Source organism: Streptomyces sp. NBC_00887, assembly GCF_045207585.1.
Window position 1 is genome coordinate 2,310,744 of the sequence record NZ_CP108788.1, and the last position, 14,775, is coordinate 2,325,518.

Below are 14,775 nucleotides of genomic sequence, written 5' to 3' on the forward strand. Positions count from 1 at the left end.
CTGTCGAGGACTGCACCGCTGCGCCGTATCCATACGGATGAATCCCTGCACAGCCCGGGAATAGCAGGCAGGGATACCTGTTGAGCACACCATGACTTCTGTGACGCGTGAGGCATTCGGACGAGTCGGCATCTGGAGCAGTGCCCTGCACGGGGCGCGGGGAGACGCAGGCGAGGGGGCGATCGCGGAGGCGGTCGCCGAGCTCGAAGAGCTGAGGTACGGCGCTCTCTGGATCGGGGGCAGCCCCTCCCCCGAGGACGCTGCGGCTGTCATCGCCGCCACCCGCACGGTCACGGTGGCCACCGGCATCCTGAGCATCTGGGACCACACCGCCGAGGAGGTGGCGGCGCGGATCGCGGCGCTCGACGCGAGCGGGCGCGGGCGATTCGTCCTCGGTCTGGGCGTCAGCCATGGCCCGATGGTGCCCCGGTACGCGAAGCCGTACAGCGCGATGGTGGCCTACCTCGATGCGCTGGACGCCGCCACCCCGCCCGTGGATTCGGGACGTCGGGTCCTGGCGGCGCTCGGCCCGAAGATGCTGAAGCTCGCGGCCGGCCGGTCGCTGGGCGCGCACCCCTATCTCGTCACCACCGAGCACACGGCGGAGGCACGTGAAGCACTCGGCCCCGACGCGCTGCTCGCTCCGGAGCTGTCGGTCGTGCTCGACACCGACCTCGACCGGGCCCGCACCACTGCGCGGAACATGTTGGGGATGTACCTCCAGCTGCCCAACTACACCGATAACCTGCTGCGCCTGGGGTTCACGCAGAGCGACTTCGAGAGCGGCGGCAGCGTCCGTCTCCTCGACGCCCTGTTCGCCCTCGGCGACGCCGAGCGTGTAAAGGCCCGGACACGGGAGTACCTCGACGCCGGAGCCGACCATGTCGCGCTCCAGGTGCTCACCGCCGACGAGGGCGGCGCCGGCCTGCCGCGGGCCGAATGGCGAGAGCTGGCAGGGGCCCTCGCCGACGAACTGTAGGGGACGGCTCGCGCGGCAGGCCGGTTCAGTCGAAGACTGATGACTGACCGCCTGCCCGCGGCGCCCTTGGCCATGGCGTCGAGCACGATGTTGGCGTCGCGCAGTCCCGACCGGGGTGATCTCCGGCATGATGTCGTGCGCCGCACAGAACGCGAGGGTGTCACGCGTGTCCCGTGGGGGGCCGGACGGATTGGCCATGACATGCAGTCGGTTGAGGACCATCGGCGGCGGTGGACGGCGAAGTGTTGACAATCAGGACTGCGCCGCCACCCCATGCGGCCCCAGACGGACACTCGACAACCCGTCCGGTCATCCGATGGATCTCGACCTTGTGCCGCAGCTCCAGGAACAGGAAGTACGTGGTCAGCGCCTGCGCGCGGGCCAGCCGGGTGCCGATTCCCGCAGCACCTTCCCGAAGTACCCGTCGGCGCCAGCCGGCTCCATATCCCACAGCGGTCGAACCGACCAGGCCCGCATCTGGTCCAGGTGCCCGACGTCCCCGCGGATGGTGCCGTCCGCAAGCCCCGCCGAAGCCCGCGCGAGGACGAACCCGGCGAGCACGTCGGTCTCGAACTGCTCCAGATCCTCCGCCGAGACCGGACCGCGGAATTCACGCAGGTCCCGTACGGCTGCCAGCCCCGACCCGAGCCTCCTCACCTTCACCCCGATCACAGATCGATCGGACGAGGTGAGAACGCTTCAAGAATCCTGAAGTTGCGTCACCGGCCTGAAGAGCACCCCAATGAGGCAGAACACCCTGGCCACGGGGACAAGGACTCAGTAGTGCTCGGAGGAACTCATGGGATGTCGCACACTGAGCCGCAGAGCAAGTCTCCGCTCTCAGTCGGGATCCCGAGAGTTGCTCGGTCGATCAGAGGAATCGTCGAAGTACGTGGCCCCGTGTTGCGCTTCCTGCAGCGGCCCTTCTCGCGGCCACGGTCTACGTCTACTCGGTGGGCTGCCGGGCGTTCTCGCCTCCGCCGGCGCTGACCAGCCCCGTCTCGTAGGCGACGATGACGGCCTGGACACGATCACGGAGTCCGAGCTTGGCAAGGATGCGGGCGACGTGCGTCTTGACGGTCGCTTCGGCCAGGTGGAGGTGGGCGGCGAGTTCGGCATTGCTCAGCCCTCGGGCCAGCAGGCCGAGTACTTCCAGTTCGCGCGGGGTCAGCGAGGCGAGGTCGCGGTGGAGGGCGGCCGTGTCGCTCCCGCGCTGGGTGAACCGCTTCACGAGGCGGCGGGTGATGGCGGGCGCGAGGAGAGCGTCCCCCGCACGGACCGTGCGGACGGCCGCGGTCAGCTGCTCGGGGGTGACGTCCTTGAGGAGGAAGCCGCTGGCTCCGGCGGACAACGCCGCGTAGACGTAGCGGTCGAGGTCGAAGGTGGTCAGGATGATGACGCGGGGTGTGTCGAGGTCGCCGGTGAGGATGCGGCGGGTGGCCTCCAAGCCGTCCATCTCGGGCATACGGATGTCCATCAGAACCACGTCGGGACGCGTGCGGCGGACCCCTTCGATCGCTTCGGTTCCGTTGGTCGCCTCGGCGACGACGTCGATTCCGTCGGCACCGAGGATCAACCGGAATCCGGTGCGGACCAGGGTCTGGTCGTCGGCGAGGAGTACGCGCAGCGGCTCGGTCATGGTGTCTCCAAGGGGATCAGGGCCTCGACACGGTACCCGCCGGTCGGACGCCGGCCGGTGTCCAGCGTTCCGTCGTAGACGGCGAGGCGCTCGCTCAGCCCGATGAGGCCCCGGCCGTTCCCCGTGGTCGCGCCCGCGCCGGGGCGCCCACCGGTGTCGGTGACCTCCATCCGTAGATGGCCCGGGCTGTATTCGACGGTCACGGCGGCCGTGGCGCCGGACGCGTGCTTCACCGTGTTGGTCAGGGCTTCCTGGACCACGCGGTAGGCGGCGAGTTCGACGCCGGGCGGCAGGGGGCGTGGCGGGCCGGTCACAGTCAGGTCGACGGGCAGGCCGGTGTCCCGGACCCGTCCGATCAGCGTTTCCAGCTGGTCCAAGCCGGGTTGCGGGGCGAGCTCCACCGCCGTACCCGCGATGTCCGCGTCCCCGCCTGTTCCCTCGTCCTCGCTGTCCATGGTGAGCAGGCCCATGACGTGACGCAGCTCGGTCATGGCCGCCCGCCCTCCTGCCTCGACGGCGAGCAACGCTTCGCCGGCCTGATCGGGGGAGGTCTCCATGATCTTGCGGGCTGCGCCCGCCTGGATGATCATCACGCTGACGTTGTGCGTGACGACGTCGTGCAGTTCGCGGGCGATCCTGGCCCGCTCGTGCTCGACGGCTCGGCGCAGTGCCTCGGCCTGTGCGCGTTCCAGGGCGGAGAGCCGGGTGCGGCCCTCGTCGGTTCGGAGTTTCCAGGTACGAAGGCCAACGGCGGCCACTGCCATGGGGACCAGGATCAGCAGGGCGATGTACTCGTTGGGGACGATGGGAGTCACCGAGTTCCCCGAGGTGCCGACCAGGACGACCGACACCGGCAGCGCAGCCAGGGTCGCCACCCGGTACGGGCTGTACACGGCGGCGCTGTAGACGGCGATGACGAACGCGTAGAAGGTCAGCCTCAGGACGCTCTGCGGTGTCGCCAGTGTCGCGGCCGTCACGATGCACAGTACGGCGAGCGGGTAGCGGCGGCGCAACACCAGGGCACCCGATGCGATGACCGCGAGGGTCACCATGAAGACCATCCCGCCGGGGCCGTTCGGACGCGGCACGACGCGCTCCACGCCGGGTGCGACCTCCCACACCACGACGTTGTCGGCGTTGTCGATGCCGTAGTAGACGGTGGCGATACCGAGCATCAGCGCCACCAGCACGTCGAACTGCCAGGCGCGCCTGGTGAGCCGCGGCGGCGGGCTGCCGGGAAGTCCGGCCTCGCGGACCGCCTGACGTGCGGCGTCCCACAGCCGATTCACCATCGTACGTACGTACATCACCTGCTCATTCTCGCCGCCGCCCGAACCTTCGGAGTCCGTCTCAGTGGTCGTTCCCGCCGCGTCGCATACATCGGGCGCCTACATCGCAGGGATGACGCTCCGGCAGATCATCCCGATGCGGTACGGCAATGGGTCCGGACGGGCGACGCACGGCGGCAGGGCGCGCTCCTAGCGTCCAAGGAGTCGTCCGCCCGTACCGAAGGAGCCCCTGAATGACCACGCCGGTGATCGAACTACGCGAGGTGAGCCGCCGCTACGACGACGGTCCCCCCGCTCTGCACGACGTGTCGCTGACCGTGCAGCCGGGCGAGGCCGTCGCGATCCTCGGGCCTTCCGGCAGCGGCAAGTCCACGCTCCTCAATCTGATCGCGGGTCTCGACCGGCCTGATACGGGGACCGTCACCGTGGACTCCGTGCGGGTGGACCGGCTGGGCGAGGCCGGATCGGCGCTCTACCGGCGGTCGAAGGTCGGCATGGTCTTCCAGTTCTTCAACCTGCTCGACGATCTGACCGTCACTGACAACGTCGTGCTGCCCGCGCGGCTCGCGGGCACGGCGCGTAGGGAGGCGGATCGCCGGGCGGCGGAACTCCTGGAAATCCTGGGCATCGACCGGCACTCCCGCGCCTACCCGGGGCGGCTGTCCGGCGGCGAGCGCCAGCGCGTCGCGGTGGCCAGGGCGCTGATGAACCGGCCGCCGCTGCTCCTGGCCGACGAGCCGACCGGGGCTCTGGACACGGCCACCGGACAGGACGTCAGCAGGCTGCTCACGGAGCTCAATGCCGACGGCCAGACCATTCTCGTGGTCACCCACGACTCCGCCTTGGCCCGATCCTGCACCAACCGTACGGTCCGCATCGCCGACGGCCGGGTCACCGAGGACGTCCGATCGCGCGCCGTCGCGCGGGAGATCGTCCGATGAGCGCGCTCGGCAAGGTGGTGCGCTCGGGGGTGGGACGACGCCGGGTGCAGACGCTGGTGATCGGGCTGGCCACGTTGATCGCGGTGGCCGCGTCCATCCTCGGCGGGTCGCTCCTGGCGGTGTCCGGCGCGCCCTTCGACGATGCCTTCGCCCGGCAGCACGGCGCGCACCTTTCCGTCCAGTACGACGCCGCCAAGGTGAGTAGCGGGCCGCTGTCGAAGTCCAAGGACGCCGAAGGGGTGAGCGGCGCAGCGGGGCCGTTCCGTACGGCGACGGTCACCCCGCGGGCGGGTCGGTCCGGCCCCGGGTGGCCGATGACCGTGGTGGGCCGGGGCGATCCCGGCCGGGATGTGGACGAGGTGACGCTGCTCGACGGGCGGTGGCCCACCCGCCCCGGCGAGATCGTCCTGTCCGCCGGAGCCGCGCTCATCCCGACCATGGGCATGAAGGTTGCCTTCCCCGCTCTGCCGGGAGACCCGACCCTGACGGTGGTCGGTCTGGCCCGCTCGATCACGCAGACCGCCGACGCCTGGGTGGTCCCGGCCCAGATGCCGGCACTCACCTCGCCCGGCAGCGGCGGCTACCAGATGCTCTACCGCTTCACCGAAGCCGGCACCGCGGCGCAGATCACCGCAGGCGGCACGGCCGTGGCGGAAGACCTCCCTCCGGGAGCGGCCGTCGGCCGGCAGTCCTGGCTCACCGTCAAGAAGGCCGCCGAGCGCGACACCGCCCTCTACGTCCCGTTCCTCATCGCGTTCGGTGCTCTGGGCCTGGTCATGTCGGTGCTCACGGTGGGCAATGTCGTCGCATCGGCCGTGGGCACCGGAACGCGCCGCATCGGCATCCTCAAGGCCCTCGGCTTCACCCCGGCCCAGGTCGTGCGGGCCTACGTGGCCCAGGCGCTGACCCCTGCCGCGGCCGGCACGGCACTCGGCGTCCTCGCCGGCCACCTGCTCGCCGTCCCCGTACTGGCCGAGACCGGGGAGGTCTACGGTGTCTCCTCGCCGGCCATCGCCCCCTGGGTCGACCTGACCGTGATCGCCGGGATTCTCGGCCTCGTGGGGGCGACCGCGTGGGCGAGTGCCTGGAGGGCCGGCCGGCTGCGCACGGTCGACGCGCTCGCCGTCGGGCATGCCGCGTCGACGGGGCGCGGCCGGTGGGCGGCACACATGGCCGGACGGCTGCCGCTGCCGCAGCCGGTCGCCCTGGGTCTGGCCCGACCGTTCGCGCGGCCCGCTCGCGCGCTGGCCATGGGCCTGGCGGTCCTGTTCGGCACCGTCGCCGTCACCTTCACCGTGGGGATGGGCGCCTCGCTCGGCGAGGTGATGAAGGCGAAGGCCCACGACGTCGCCGATGTCACCGTGGCAGCGCCCCTGACGGAGTTCGGCCCCCGGAGCCCCGGCCTCGAGAAGCAGCACAGGGCCGATCCCGCCGCAGTCTCCGCGGCCATCGAGTCCGGCGCCGGAACCGGTAAGTACTACAGCGCGGCGACGGTGCGGGCGACCATGTCAGGTGTGACCGGCACCATCGACGTGATCGCCTTCACCGGCGACGCCTCCTGGGGCGGCTACACGATGGTCTCGGGCCGCTGGATCGACAAGCCCGGAGAGGCCGTGGTACCCACCCAGTTCCTGGCCTCCTCCGGCGTCCGGATCGGTGAGGACGCCACCCTGAACGGCATCGGCGGCCTGGACGAGCCGGTCACGGTCCGGATCGTCGGTGAGGTCCTTGACCCCCGTAACGACGGCATGCAGGTCTTCACCGACGCCGCGACCCTCGCGGCCGCGCATCCCGACCTGACGGAGACGAGCCATCACATCGCGGTCACGCCGAGCACCGACGTCACCGGCTACGTCGACGCGCTGAACAAGGACCTGGCATCGCTGGGAGTCAGTGCGCGAGCCGGAGGACTCGGCGCCGGCAGCGACATGGTCGTCACGCTCAACGCGCTGTCCGCGATCCTCACGTCGATGCTCGTCGCCGTCGCGGCACTCGGTGTGCTGAACGGCGTGCTGCTCGACACCCGCGAACGCGTCCGGGAGATCGGTGTCCACAAGGCGCTCGGCATGACCCCCCGGCAGACCATCGCGATGGTCCTCACCTCGGTCGCCCTGACGGGACTTGTCGCCGGCGCTCTGGGCGTGCCGCTCGGCGTGGCCCTGCACCGCTGGGTCCTCCCCGCGATGGGCGACGGCGCGGGGCTCCGCCTCCCCGACTCGGTCATCGCCGTCTACCACATGGCCGAACTGCTCCCGCTCACGCTCGGCGGCCTGCTCATTGCCGCGCTGGGCGCCCTCCTGCCTGCCGGCTGGGCCGCGGGGGCCCGGACCGCCACGGCCCTGCGCACCGAATAGTCCCGTGGGCGATCCGGTCGGAAGCTCCTGGGCCACGCCCCCCACCACAACCAGCGGTGGGGGTCGGGCCGCAGCGATGCGGAGCGGCCGGTGCGCGTCGACGACTCGGCCGCGGAGGTGATCGACGGCTGCCTGGTCGAGCACCGGTCTGGCAGATCGGGGTACCACCGCGCCCGCCCGACCCCGTGTGTCCGTTCCCGGTCACCCACCGAGCAGGGGTCCCCCGAGCACGCGCGCGCCTCACCCTCACGACTGTGCGATAGGTTGCCCGCCATGACTGGACTCGGCCCCGTCGCCTGGCCTCCTGCCCCGATACGGACCGAACGGCTCGTGCTCCGCGAGTCCGAGGCCCGAGACCGTGCGGCGTTCATCGAACTGTTCGCTTCGCAGGAGGCACACACCTACCTCGGTGGCCCTCGACCGCGCGATGAGCTCGAACGCGCGGTGCCGGAGGTACCCGGGCGGCGCCACGGCCTATTCGTGATCGATCTCGACGGAGCGATGATCGGCATGGTCACGCTCGATCGGCGCGACGCAGAACGTCCGGGGCACGTCCGCCAGGACGGAGGGGATGCCGAGCTCGGTTACACATTCCTGCCGGAAGCCTGGGGACACGGGTACGCCGCCGAGGCGTGTACGGCGGCACTCGCCTGGTTAGCCGACGCCCTACCCGGCGAGCCGGTGGTGCTCTGCACCCAGACCGCCAACGGCCGCTCGATGCGCCTCGCGGCCAAGTTGGGCTTCACCGAGGTGGAGAGGTTCGAGGAGTACGGCGCCGAGCAGTGGTTCGGCGTGTGGCCCTCAGTCACACCGTCCGGTTGAACGGGGCGCACGATGTGCCCCAGGGAGTCAGGAACGCCGGCCTCCATAGAAGACGGCCGGTGTCCCGTGATGCGGTGACACGCAGTGAAGACTCGAATGAGTGAGGGTCGGAGCCCCGGCCCTGTCCACGGTGTTCCCTGGTCACCCACGCACCGTACGTGCACGACCTGGAGGCTCCCGTGATCGACCCGGCCCAGCTGACCGACCCCGCAGTCCGCGCCTTCGTCTCTGCCGTCAACGCCGGGGACCACGATGCCTTCAAGGCGCTCCTCGCCCCCGGCGCGACCATGTCCGACGACGGCTCGGACCGCAATCTCACTGAATGGGCGGACAGAGAGATCTTCTCTTCCGGCGGCCACATGGCGGTCGCGTCCGAGTCCGACGGCGGTCGCGGCCTGATCGTCGACTATCGGAACGACACCTGGGGCGAGATGCGCACCGCCTGGCGGTTCGATGTGACGACCGACGGCAGCATCAGCCGGTTCGAAACGGGCCAAGCCTGAGAGGTCGCCACACCCTCGCAGCGGATACGTAGCCGACGGCAGGAGTTCGTCCTGCGCGCCGCCAGGCGCACGTGCCCGGTCCTGATGTGCCTGTGGTGAGTCTCTGCCCGCTTGGCCCCGAACCTGGCTTCGCACGCGAGCAGGCGCAGGCGCAGGCGCAGGCGCAGGCGCAGGCGCAGGCGGGGCATCACGCCCTGCTCATCATTTCCTCTCGAGTTCCTGCGAGCTGGAACCGGCCGAGGTACGGGCGAACCAGGTCCGGGTCTCATCCGCGGTCAGGACGCGGGTCAGTACAGCCGTGCCCGGGAGATGTGGGAAGAACCGGTCGGCGTTCCAACTGCGCTCGTACATCGGCTCGTCGAGCACGAGCAGGCGGCGTCCCTCCACCACGGGGATGTCGTCGGGCAGCCCTTCGTTCCAGATTCGCGCTCCGTCCGGGGCGAGGAATTCGAAGGTCCCGGTCGCAACGGCCTCGGTGCGGCCCCGGGCGGGCTCGGGGTCCGTGGCCAGACGTACGCTCTCCGCCGAAGGCCTGGTGCCGGGTACATGGCCACCGCCCACAAGGACATGGGCGAGCAGCGTGTGCAACTGGAAGTTGTCCCCGATGCCGCCGACGCGCACCTCAAAACCCGTCCTGGTCGGCCCGTGCAGCACAAGCAGGAGCTCGTCGTCCAGAACCGCCAGCGCGTAGGACAGGCACTTGAGATCGTGCCGCTGCAGGGCCTCCAAGTCGCGGCAGGCGGGGAGGATCGCGGATGCGTACCGACGACGCACGTCAACGCTGCGGCACAGCACGGCCAGCGCGGGTGGCTGCCACTCTTCGGCCGAGCACCAGGCCAGCGCCAGCCGCGTGGCTTCGTCCGCGTCGCCGCCCAGGCGTGCCAGTAGGGCGTCGTCGATGATCTTCTCGTCCGGCTCCGGCAGGTCGTCCTCGTCCCCGTCTGCGGTCCAGCGGCGGGCGAACTCCAGGGCGTCGAGCAGGTCCTTGTGAACGCTACTGAGGATCGGCTCCGCGCAGACTGCCGGGTCGGCCGCGCGCTCTACGCAGAAGCCGGCCGCCATCGCCAGCGTCGGCCGCGGTCCTGTGGGTGGGAACGCTGGGAGCAGTGCCGCCAATCGGGGCCCCGCCGGCATCAGTTCAGCATCCGAAGCCGACTGCACGTCGCGCAACACGGCAGTGAACGCACGACCGGTGCGGTCGCCATCGCGAGCGGCGACCGCATCCTCGAGCTCGGACACGGCGGCGGCAAGTCGCGCGCCCTTCTGCTTCCTCTTGAAGATCACCGACACACCCTAGGCCCCAGGCATGGCCTGCGTCATCGGGCCAGGACCTCGGTATTTCCCGGACCGCCCCTTTGCCGGCGCATTCAGATTCTGCTCGGTCGCATCGGGTAAACGCCGCTCGTCAGGATCAGCGACGGAAGGCAGCTGGTGCTTGTCCTGTCCGTTACGCCATGGGCTGTCCGTACCCGGGAGAGTGCCCGTTGACCGGACCTGGGCGGGCGTGTTCACCGCGCCGCTATGACGAGACCGGCCCGTCCCAGCACATGCGCAGTTGTGCCTGCAGGACCGAAACGGATGCTGGATCACAGGACATGACCACTACGAGCCTGCTGAGATCAATACCCTGGGGCCTCTGTGTCGAGGACCATCGCTGTCCTGCTCGCAGCAAGGTCCTGAAGAGCAACCGCCGCCCGGCGGCATCGTCCGACAGTGCCTCGTCCGCGGCCTCGATGATCAGTACGTAGTGGTCCGCGGGCAGCCAATTCAGGTCGCGCAGACAGTCGGAGAGGGCATCCCAGTTCCACCCGAAGTAGTCCGGCAGCCGCGTCCGTCGGAGAACACCTGGAAGACGGAGTCCGTGTCACGCATCTCCCGGCCGTCAAGCCGCGCCACGAACGTCCTTCCAGTCACGGGGAGCAGCAAATCGACGGGCAGGGAGCCTTGCTCCGCGACGACATGGACCCAGGGCGCAATGTGCACTGCCATCCCCCAGTGGTCCAGAGCTTCCGACGCCGTCGGAGCCGGTGCCGGCAGTGAGGAATTCCAGTTGCCGTCAGGACGGCTGGGCCTTGTGTCGAAAGCATCCGGTGAGGGTGGTGGAGCAGCGCTCGGGCTGGTCCAGAATGCTCGGATGGTCATGCTTGAGACTCCCCGCCTGCTCCTGCGTCGCCGGCGGGAGGAGGATGTTGTCCCCCTCGCCGCCGTCAACGCTGACCCCGAGGTCATGCGGTGGATCGGTGACGGCAGCGTCCGTGACGAACGACAGACCCGCAGCGGGATCGAAGCCATGGAGCGCGGGTGGGAGGTACGGGGCTTCGGCCTGTTCGCCGTGGAGATCCGCTTCACGCACGAGCTGGCCGGGTTCACCGGCCTCTCGGTTCCGACTTCCTGCCGGAGGTGCTGCCGGCGGTCGAGGTCGGCTGGCGGCTGGGGCGGGCACACTGGGGACGGGGTCTGGCCACCGAGGCCGCTGCGGCAGCGGTTCAGTTCGGGTTCGAGGACTGCGCACTGAAGCGGATCGTCAGCATCGCCCAGGTGGGCAACGATGCGTCCGAACGGATCATGGCCAAACTGGGGATGCGCCCCTTCCATGAGACTGTCGATCCAAGTTGCGGGCGACGAGTACGGGTCTTCGAGCTGACGACGGAGAGGTACGCCGCAGCCACTCGTTGAGACGGGCGACGAGAGCGGTGCCCCGCAGCGGCCCGCCATCTTCGACTCCGTCGAAACCTCCGCGCACGACGTCGTCGAAGCCGCCCGGCGCGATGACTGGCAGGCACCCCTCTGTTTGGGGCACGCCCGGTCGCTTCGAGCAGCGTGCCCCGATCTCGCCCGACACCGTGACGACCGAGCGCCTCATGGACAGGTCCCACGCCCTCACCGGCGCCTGACAACACCAACGCTTCGAACTCAGCCCCACGTCCGGGCCTCAACAGGCCGACCGCTACAGCGAACTGGTCGAAACCGGCATTTCCACCGGCTCGAGCCGTCCGGAACGGCACCAGGGGTGGGGCTAACCACAGGATGAGCCGGTTGCGTGCACCAGTGCACTCGCGGCCCGGGCCGAGGAAGGTGATCAAGCAAGAAGTCACTGTTCCTGGGAAGGGAACCGCGTGCGTAGCGAGCATCAACCGATCACGGTCCGGACAGCCAGGTGGTTCGCCACGCATCCCTGGCGGGCGATCGTGGGGTGGCTGCTCTTCGTGGCCCTGTGCCTCGGTGCGGGCATGGCCGTGGGTACCAACAAGGGAACGTTCGAGGACTTCTGGGTCGGTGAGGCAGGGCGGGCCGAGGCGATGGCCGCGCGCGGTGGTCTCACGCCCGCTCCGGAGGAGCAGGTGCTCATCACGGCTCCGGACGAGGGCGGCCGTCTCGACGAATCCGCTGCCCGCGCCGCAGCGGGTGAGATACGGCGACGGATGGCCTCACTGCCGTCCGTCGTCCGGGTCGCCGATCCCGTGCGGGCCGGCAATGGTGCCGCGCTGCGGGTGGCCGTCACCCTCCGCGGGGACAAGGAGACCGCGAAGGACGACGTCGAGGGTCTCCTCGAACAGACGGAGGCGGTACAGGGGGCGCACAAGGATCTGCGGATCGAGCAGACCGGCAGCGCTTCGATATCGACCGCGGTCAACGACAAGATGGGCCAGGACCTCCAACGGACCGAAGCCATCAGCCTGCCCGTCACCTTCCTCATCCTGTTCGTCGTCTTCGGCGCGGTGCTCGCGGCCGGGATCCCGGTCGTGCTCGCGCTGACCGCTTTCGCGGGAGCCGTCGGTCTCTACGGTCTGGCGTCCTGGGTGTTCCCGGACGCGGGTGGCGCGGCGATCAGCGTGATCTTCATGCTGGGCATGGCCGTGGGCGTCGACTACTCGCTCTTCTACCTCAAGCGGGCCCGCGAGGAGCGCGAGCGTGCGGGCGGAGGGCTCAGTCATGTGGCTGCTGTCGAGGTTGCCGCGGCCACCTCGGGGCGGGCAGTCGTGGACTCCGGGCTGGCAGTCGTGCTCGCGCTCGGTGGTCTCTACCTGGTGGACGACGTGATCTTCTCGTCCATCGCCACCGGCGCGATCCTGGTGACTCTGGTCGCGGTGGCCGGCTCTCTGACCGTACTTCCGGCGCTGCTCGCCATGCTCGGGCACCGGATGGACGGGCGGCGGACCCGTCGCAGGCCGGACGGGGACCGGAACGGGAGCAGCGGTGAGGGCGGGAGCGGAAACAAGGCTTGGACCGCCCTCCTTGGACCGGTGGTGCGCCGCCCACTCGCCGCTTTGCTCCTCGGCACCGCCGCGACAGCCGCGCTCGCCCTGCCGGCGCTGAACATGAAGCTCGGCACTGAGGGCAAGGAGACCTTCCCCGACAGTCTGGTGGCGGTGTCCACGTACGACCGGCTGACGGCCGCGTACCCGTCGCAAGGGCCCTCGCACCTCGTCGTGGTGCGGGCCGACGACCCTGCAGCCCTGCTGCGGGCACTGGCCGACCGGACCAGGCGCGACGGTCTCTTCGCTCAGGACCGGGTGCCGGAGCTGACCGTGGCCGAGGACGGGCGTACGGCCATGCTGAAGGTTCCCGTTCCGTACGCCCAGAACTCGGCAGAGGCGACGCGCTCCTTGGAGCGGCTGCGTACTGAGCTGATACCGGACACCGTGAGCGGGGCGGCAACGGGTGGGGAAGTCGCGGTCTCCGGGGAGATCGCCGGCGGGGTGGACTACGCGGCGCACCAGGAGGGCCGGCTGCCCTGGGTGATCGCCTTCGTGTCGCTGACCACCCTCGCCATCATGTTCGCCGCGTTCCGATCCGTTGTCCTCGCGGTCCTGGGCGTGGCGCTCAATCTGGCTACGGTGACGGTCTCCTGGGGTGTACTGACCCTGGTCTTCCAAGGGACATGGGCAGAGGGCGCGCTCGGGTTCGAATCGCTCGGCTTCGTCGGATCGCGGACGCCGCTCATGGTCCTCGCGATCCTGGTGGGGCTCTCCACCGACTACCAGATCTTCGTGGTGAGCAGGATCCGGGAGGCGGTACGCAAGGGGGTGCCCACCCGGCAGGCAGTGGTCGACGGCATTGCGGGATCGGCGAGTGTGGTCACCAGCGCGGCCGTCATCATGGTCTCGGTCTTCCTCAGCTTCCTCTTCATCGACCGGATCGAGATGAAGCAGATCGCGGTCGGCCTCACGGTCGCGGTCCTGTTCGACGCGGTGGTGCTGCGTGTGCTGGTCCTACCGTCCGCGCTGGCGCTGCTCGGCAACCGCTCCTGGTGGCCGGCCCGACCGGCGGCCGACGAGGAACCCCTGGCAGACGGGCCTGTGACTCAACCGCTGCCTGGTGCTGCGACCTGACATGATCACCCGATTGGTTCCGCCCCGTCGTGGCACACATGGGACGGCGCATCGGCCTCGCGGTCTCGCGGTCTCGCCACGGCGCGTATCGAAGGAGACCTGGCCGGCAGGGTGTGGTCCCCGCACATGTGCGGTGGACTGGTGGCCACGCCCTGCCTGCGCGTGTCGTTTCAGATGAGGGCGGCGTGGATGCTCACGAGAGCTTCCTCGAGCGTGTCGGCAGTGTTCTCGTGGCCGGAGAATCCGTCGTCCTCGACGGGGTCGATGCTCCAGCCCCAGCCGCTTTCCGTGTGACCGTCGATCGTCGCCGCGTGTTCGCCCTTGGTGATGGTGATCGACAGGTTCCCTGCGGGGAAGGTCTGGATGTCGATGCTGGCGACGCCGCCGAGGGCGTGCCGGATGGCGTCGCGGGCTTCTTGCTCGGTGATCACGGGCTGCTCCTGAATGGTGAGGACGGCTGTGCGGCCGTCGGTTCGGGTCGGCTCGGGCCGAGGGCTTGTGGGGGCACGGCTCGATGATGGTGCCGTCGGCGGAGGACCCGACACGAGCGGCATCCTGAGATCATGCGGGTGATCAGGGATCACATCGCGGAGAGACGCGAAAATTCCATCCATCCGGGAGCTCGGCAGATGTCGGCTCGCTTCTCCACCAGCGAGCCGGTCGCCGACCGGGGCGGGCAGTTCGGGGAAGCTGGGCTGATCAACCGCGGACCTCGGCCTTCACGCCCGTGACCTGAGTCGAAGGTCCCGTGTCTGTTTCTGGTGGAATGGGCGCCCTGGACCATCTGCTGCACCTGGACCGCACACTCGATGAACTGGACCCGCCGCGGTGGACGTCTCCTGCCGCTGACGCGATGGCGCGCCCTGCTCGGCACCCGCTGACGCGAGCCGACCATGCGGCGTCCCTGCCGGCTCC

At 69.8% G+C, this 14,775-nt stretch carries 12 protein-coding genes and 1 pseudogene; 7 read left to right on the top strand and 6 right to left on the bottom strand.

Annotation, left to right across the window (positions count from 1 at the left end; genetic code table 11):
• The first annotated feature begins 91 nt into the window (after positions 1 to 91).
• The gene (locus OG844_RS10515; RefSeq protein ID WP_406389624.1) at positions 92 to 979 is read left to right on the top strand and encodes an LLM class F420-dependent oxidoreductase; all 888 of its coding nucleotides are present in this window, start codon (positions 92 to 94) and stop codon (positions 977 to 979) included.
• A 363-nt stretch (positions 980 to 1,342) separates the two neighbouring features.
• Here OG844_RS10515 and OG844_RS10520 read toward each other — a convergent pair whose 3' ends face one another.
• From OG844_RS10520 to OG844_RS10530, 3 genes are all read right to left on the bottom strand, one after another.
• Positions 1,343 to 1,651 carry a hypothetical protein gene (locus OG844_RS10520; RefSeq protein WP_406389625.1) on the bottom strand — a complete coding sequence of 103 codons (309 nt, stop codon included), beginning with the start codon at positions 1,649 to 1,651 and terminating at the stop codon, positions 1,343 to 1,345.
• Positions 1,652 to 1,925: 274 nt separating this feature from the next.
• Positions 1,926 to 2,618, bottom strand: coding sequence for a response regulator (locus tag OG844_RS10525; protein ID WP_406389626.1), 693 nt, complete (start codon positions 2,616 to 2,618; stop codon positions 1,926 to 1,928).
• A complete protein-coding gene (locus OG844_RS10530; protein WP_406396073.1) occupies positions 2,615 to 3,910 on the bottom strand; it encodes a sensor histidine kinase in 1,296 nt (431 codons plus the stop codon). The genes OG844_RS10525 and OG844_RS10530 overlap by 4 nt, the downstream gene beginning before the upstream one ends.
• Positions 3,911 to 4,140: 230 nt before the next feature.
• Between OG844_RS10530 and OG844_RS10535 the strand changes: the two genes are divergently transcribed.
• The 4 genes from OG844_RS10535 to OG844_RS10550 all read left to right on the top strand — a co-directional run bounded on the left by OG844_RS10535 (position 4,141) and on the right by OG844_RS10550 (position 8,527).
• The gene (locus OG844_RS10535) at positions 4,141 to 4,848 is read left to right on the top strand and encodes an ABC transporter ATP-binding protein (protein ID WP_406389627.1); all 708 of its coding nucleotides are present in this window, start codon (positions 4,141 to 4,143) and stop codon (positions 4,846 to 4,848) included.
• Positions 4,845 to 7,202 carry an ABC transporter permease gene (locus OG844_RS10540; RefSeq protein ID WP_406389628.1) on the top strand — a complete coding sequence of 786 codons (2,358 nt, stop codon included), beginning with the start codon at positions 4,845 to 4,847 and terminating at the stop codon, positions 7,200 to 7,202. Before OG844_RS10535 ends, OG844_RS10540 begins: the two co-directional genes overlap by 4 nt.
• 273 nt (positions 7,203 to 7,475) lie before the next feature.
• Positions 7,476 to 8,024, top strand: coding sequence for a GNAT family N-acetyltransferase (locus OG844_RS10545; RefSeq protein WP_406389629.1), 549 nt, complete (start codon positions 7,476 to 7,478; stop codon positions 8,022 to 8,024).
• Positions 8,025 to 8,182: 158 nt separating this feature from the next.
• A complete protein-coding gene (locus tag OG844_RS10550; protein WP_406389630.1) occupies positions 8,183 to 8,527 on the top strand; it encodes a nuclear transport factor 2 family protein in 345 nt (114 codons plus the stop codon).
• Positions 8,528 to 8,728: 201 nt separating this feature from the next.
• Here OG844_RS10550 and OG844_RS10555 read toward each other — a convergent pair whose 3' ends face one another.
• Together OG844_RS10555 and OG844_RS10560 are read right to left on the bottom strand one after the other, a co-directional pair.
• Positions 8,729 to 9,811, bottom strand: coding sequence for a hypothetical protein (locus OG844_RS10555; RefSeq protein WP_406389631.1), 1,083 nt, complete (start codon positions 9,809 to 9,811; stop codon positions 8,729 to 8,731).
• Between the two features lie 235 nt (positions 9,812 to 10,046).
• A complete protein-coding gene (locus OG844_RS10560; protein ID WP_406396075.1) occupies positions 10,047 to 10,352 on the bottom strand; it encodes a barstar family protein in 306 nt (101 codons plus the stop codon).
• Between the two features lie 309 nt (positions 10,353 to 10,661).
• On the opposite strand from OG844_RS10560, the pseudogene OG844_RS10565 reads away from it, so the two are divergent.
• Positions 10,662 to 11,203 (top strand): annotated as a pseudogene (locus tag OG844_RS10565) (GNAT family N-acetyltransferase).
• Between the two features lie 440 nt (positions 11,204 to 11,643).
• Positions 11,644 to 13,860, top strand: coding sequence for an MMPL family transporter (locus OG844_RS10570; RefSeq protein WP_406389632.1), 2,217 nt, complete (start codon positions 11,644 to 11,646; stop codon positions 13,858 to 13,860).
• 170 nt (positions 13,861 to 14,030) lie between these two features.
• On the opposite strand, the gene OG844_RS10575 is transcribed toward OG844_RS10570, so the two are convergent.
• Complete coding sequence (locus OG844_RS10575; protein WP_406389633.1) at positions 14,031 to 14,291, bottom strand: hypothetical protein; 261 nt, start codon at positions 14,289 to 14,291, stop codon at positions 14,031 to 14,033.
• Positions 14,292 to 14,775: the final 484 nt, after the last annotated feature.

What these genes read in the sequence shown, in the direction of transcription:
- OG844_RS10515 (WP_406389624.1), top strand. Translation starts at nt 92, where the DNA reads ATGACTTCTGTGACGCGTGAGGCATTCGGACGAGTCGGCATCTGGAGC.
- OG844_RS10525 (WP_406389626.1), bottom strand. Translation starts at nt 2,618, where the DNA reads ATGACCGAGCCGCTGCGCGTACTCCTCGCCGACGACCAGACCCTGGTC.
- OG844_RS10530 (WP_406396073.1), bottom strand. Translation starts at nt 3,910, where the DNA reads ATGGTGAATCGGCTGTGGGACGCCGCACGTCAGGCGGTCCGCGAGGCC.
- OG844_RS10535 (WP_406389627.1), top strand. Translation starts at nt 4,141, where the DNA reads ATGACCACGCCGGTGATCGAACTACGCGAGGTGAGCCGCCGCTACGAC.
- OG844_RS10540 (WP_406389628.1), top strand. Translation starts at nt 4,845, where the DNA reads ATGAGCGCGCTCGGCAAGGTGGTGCGCTCGGGGGTGGGACGACGCCGG.
- OG844_RS10545 (WP_406389629.1), top strand. Translation starts at nt 7,476, where the DNA reads ATGACTGGACTCGGCCCCGTCGCCTGGCCTCCTGCCCCGATACGGACC.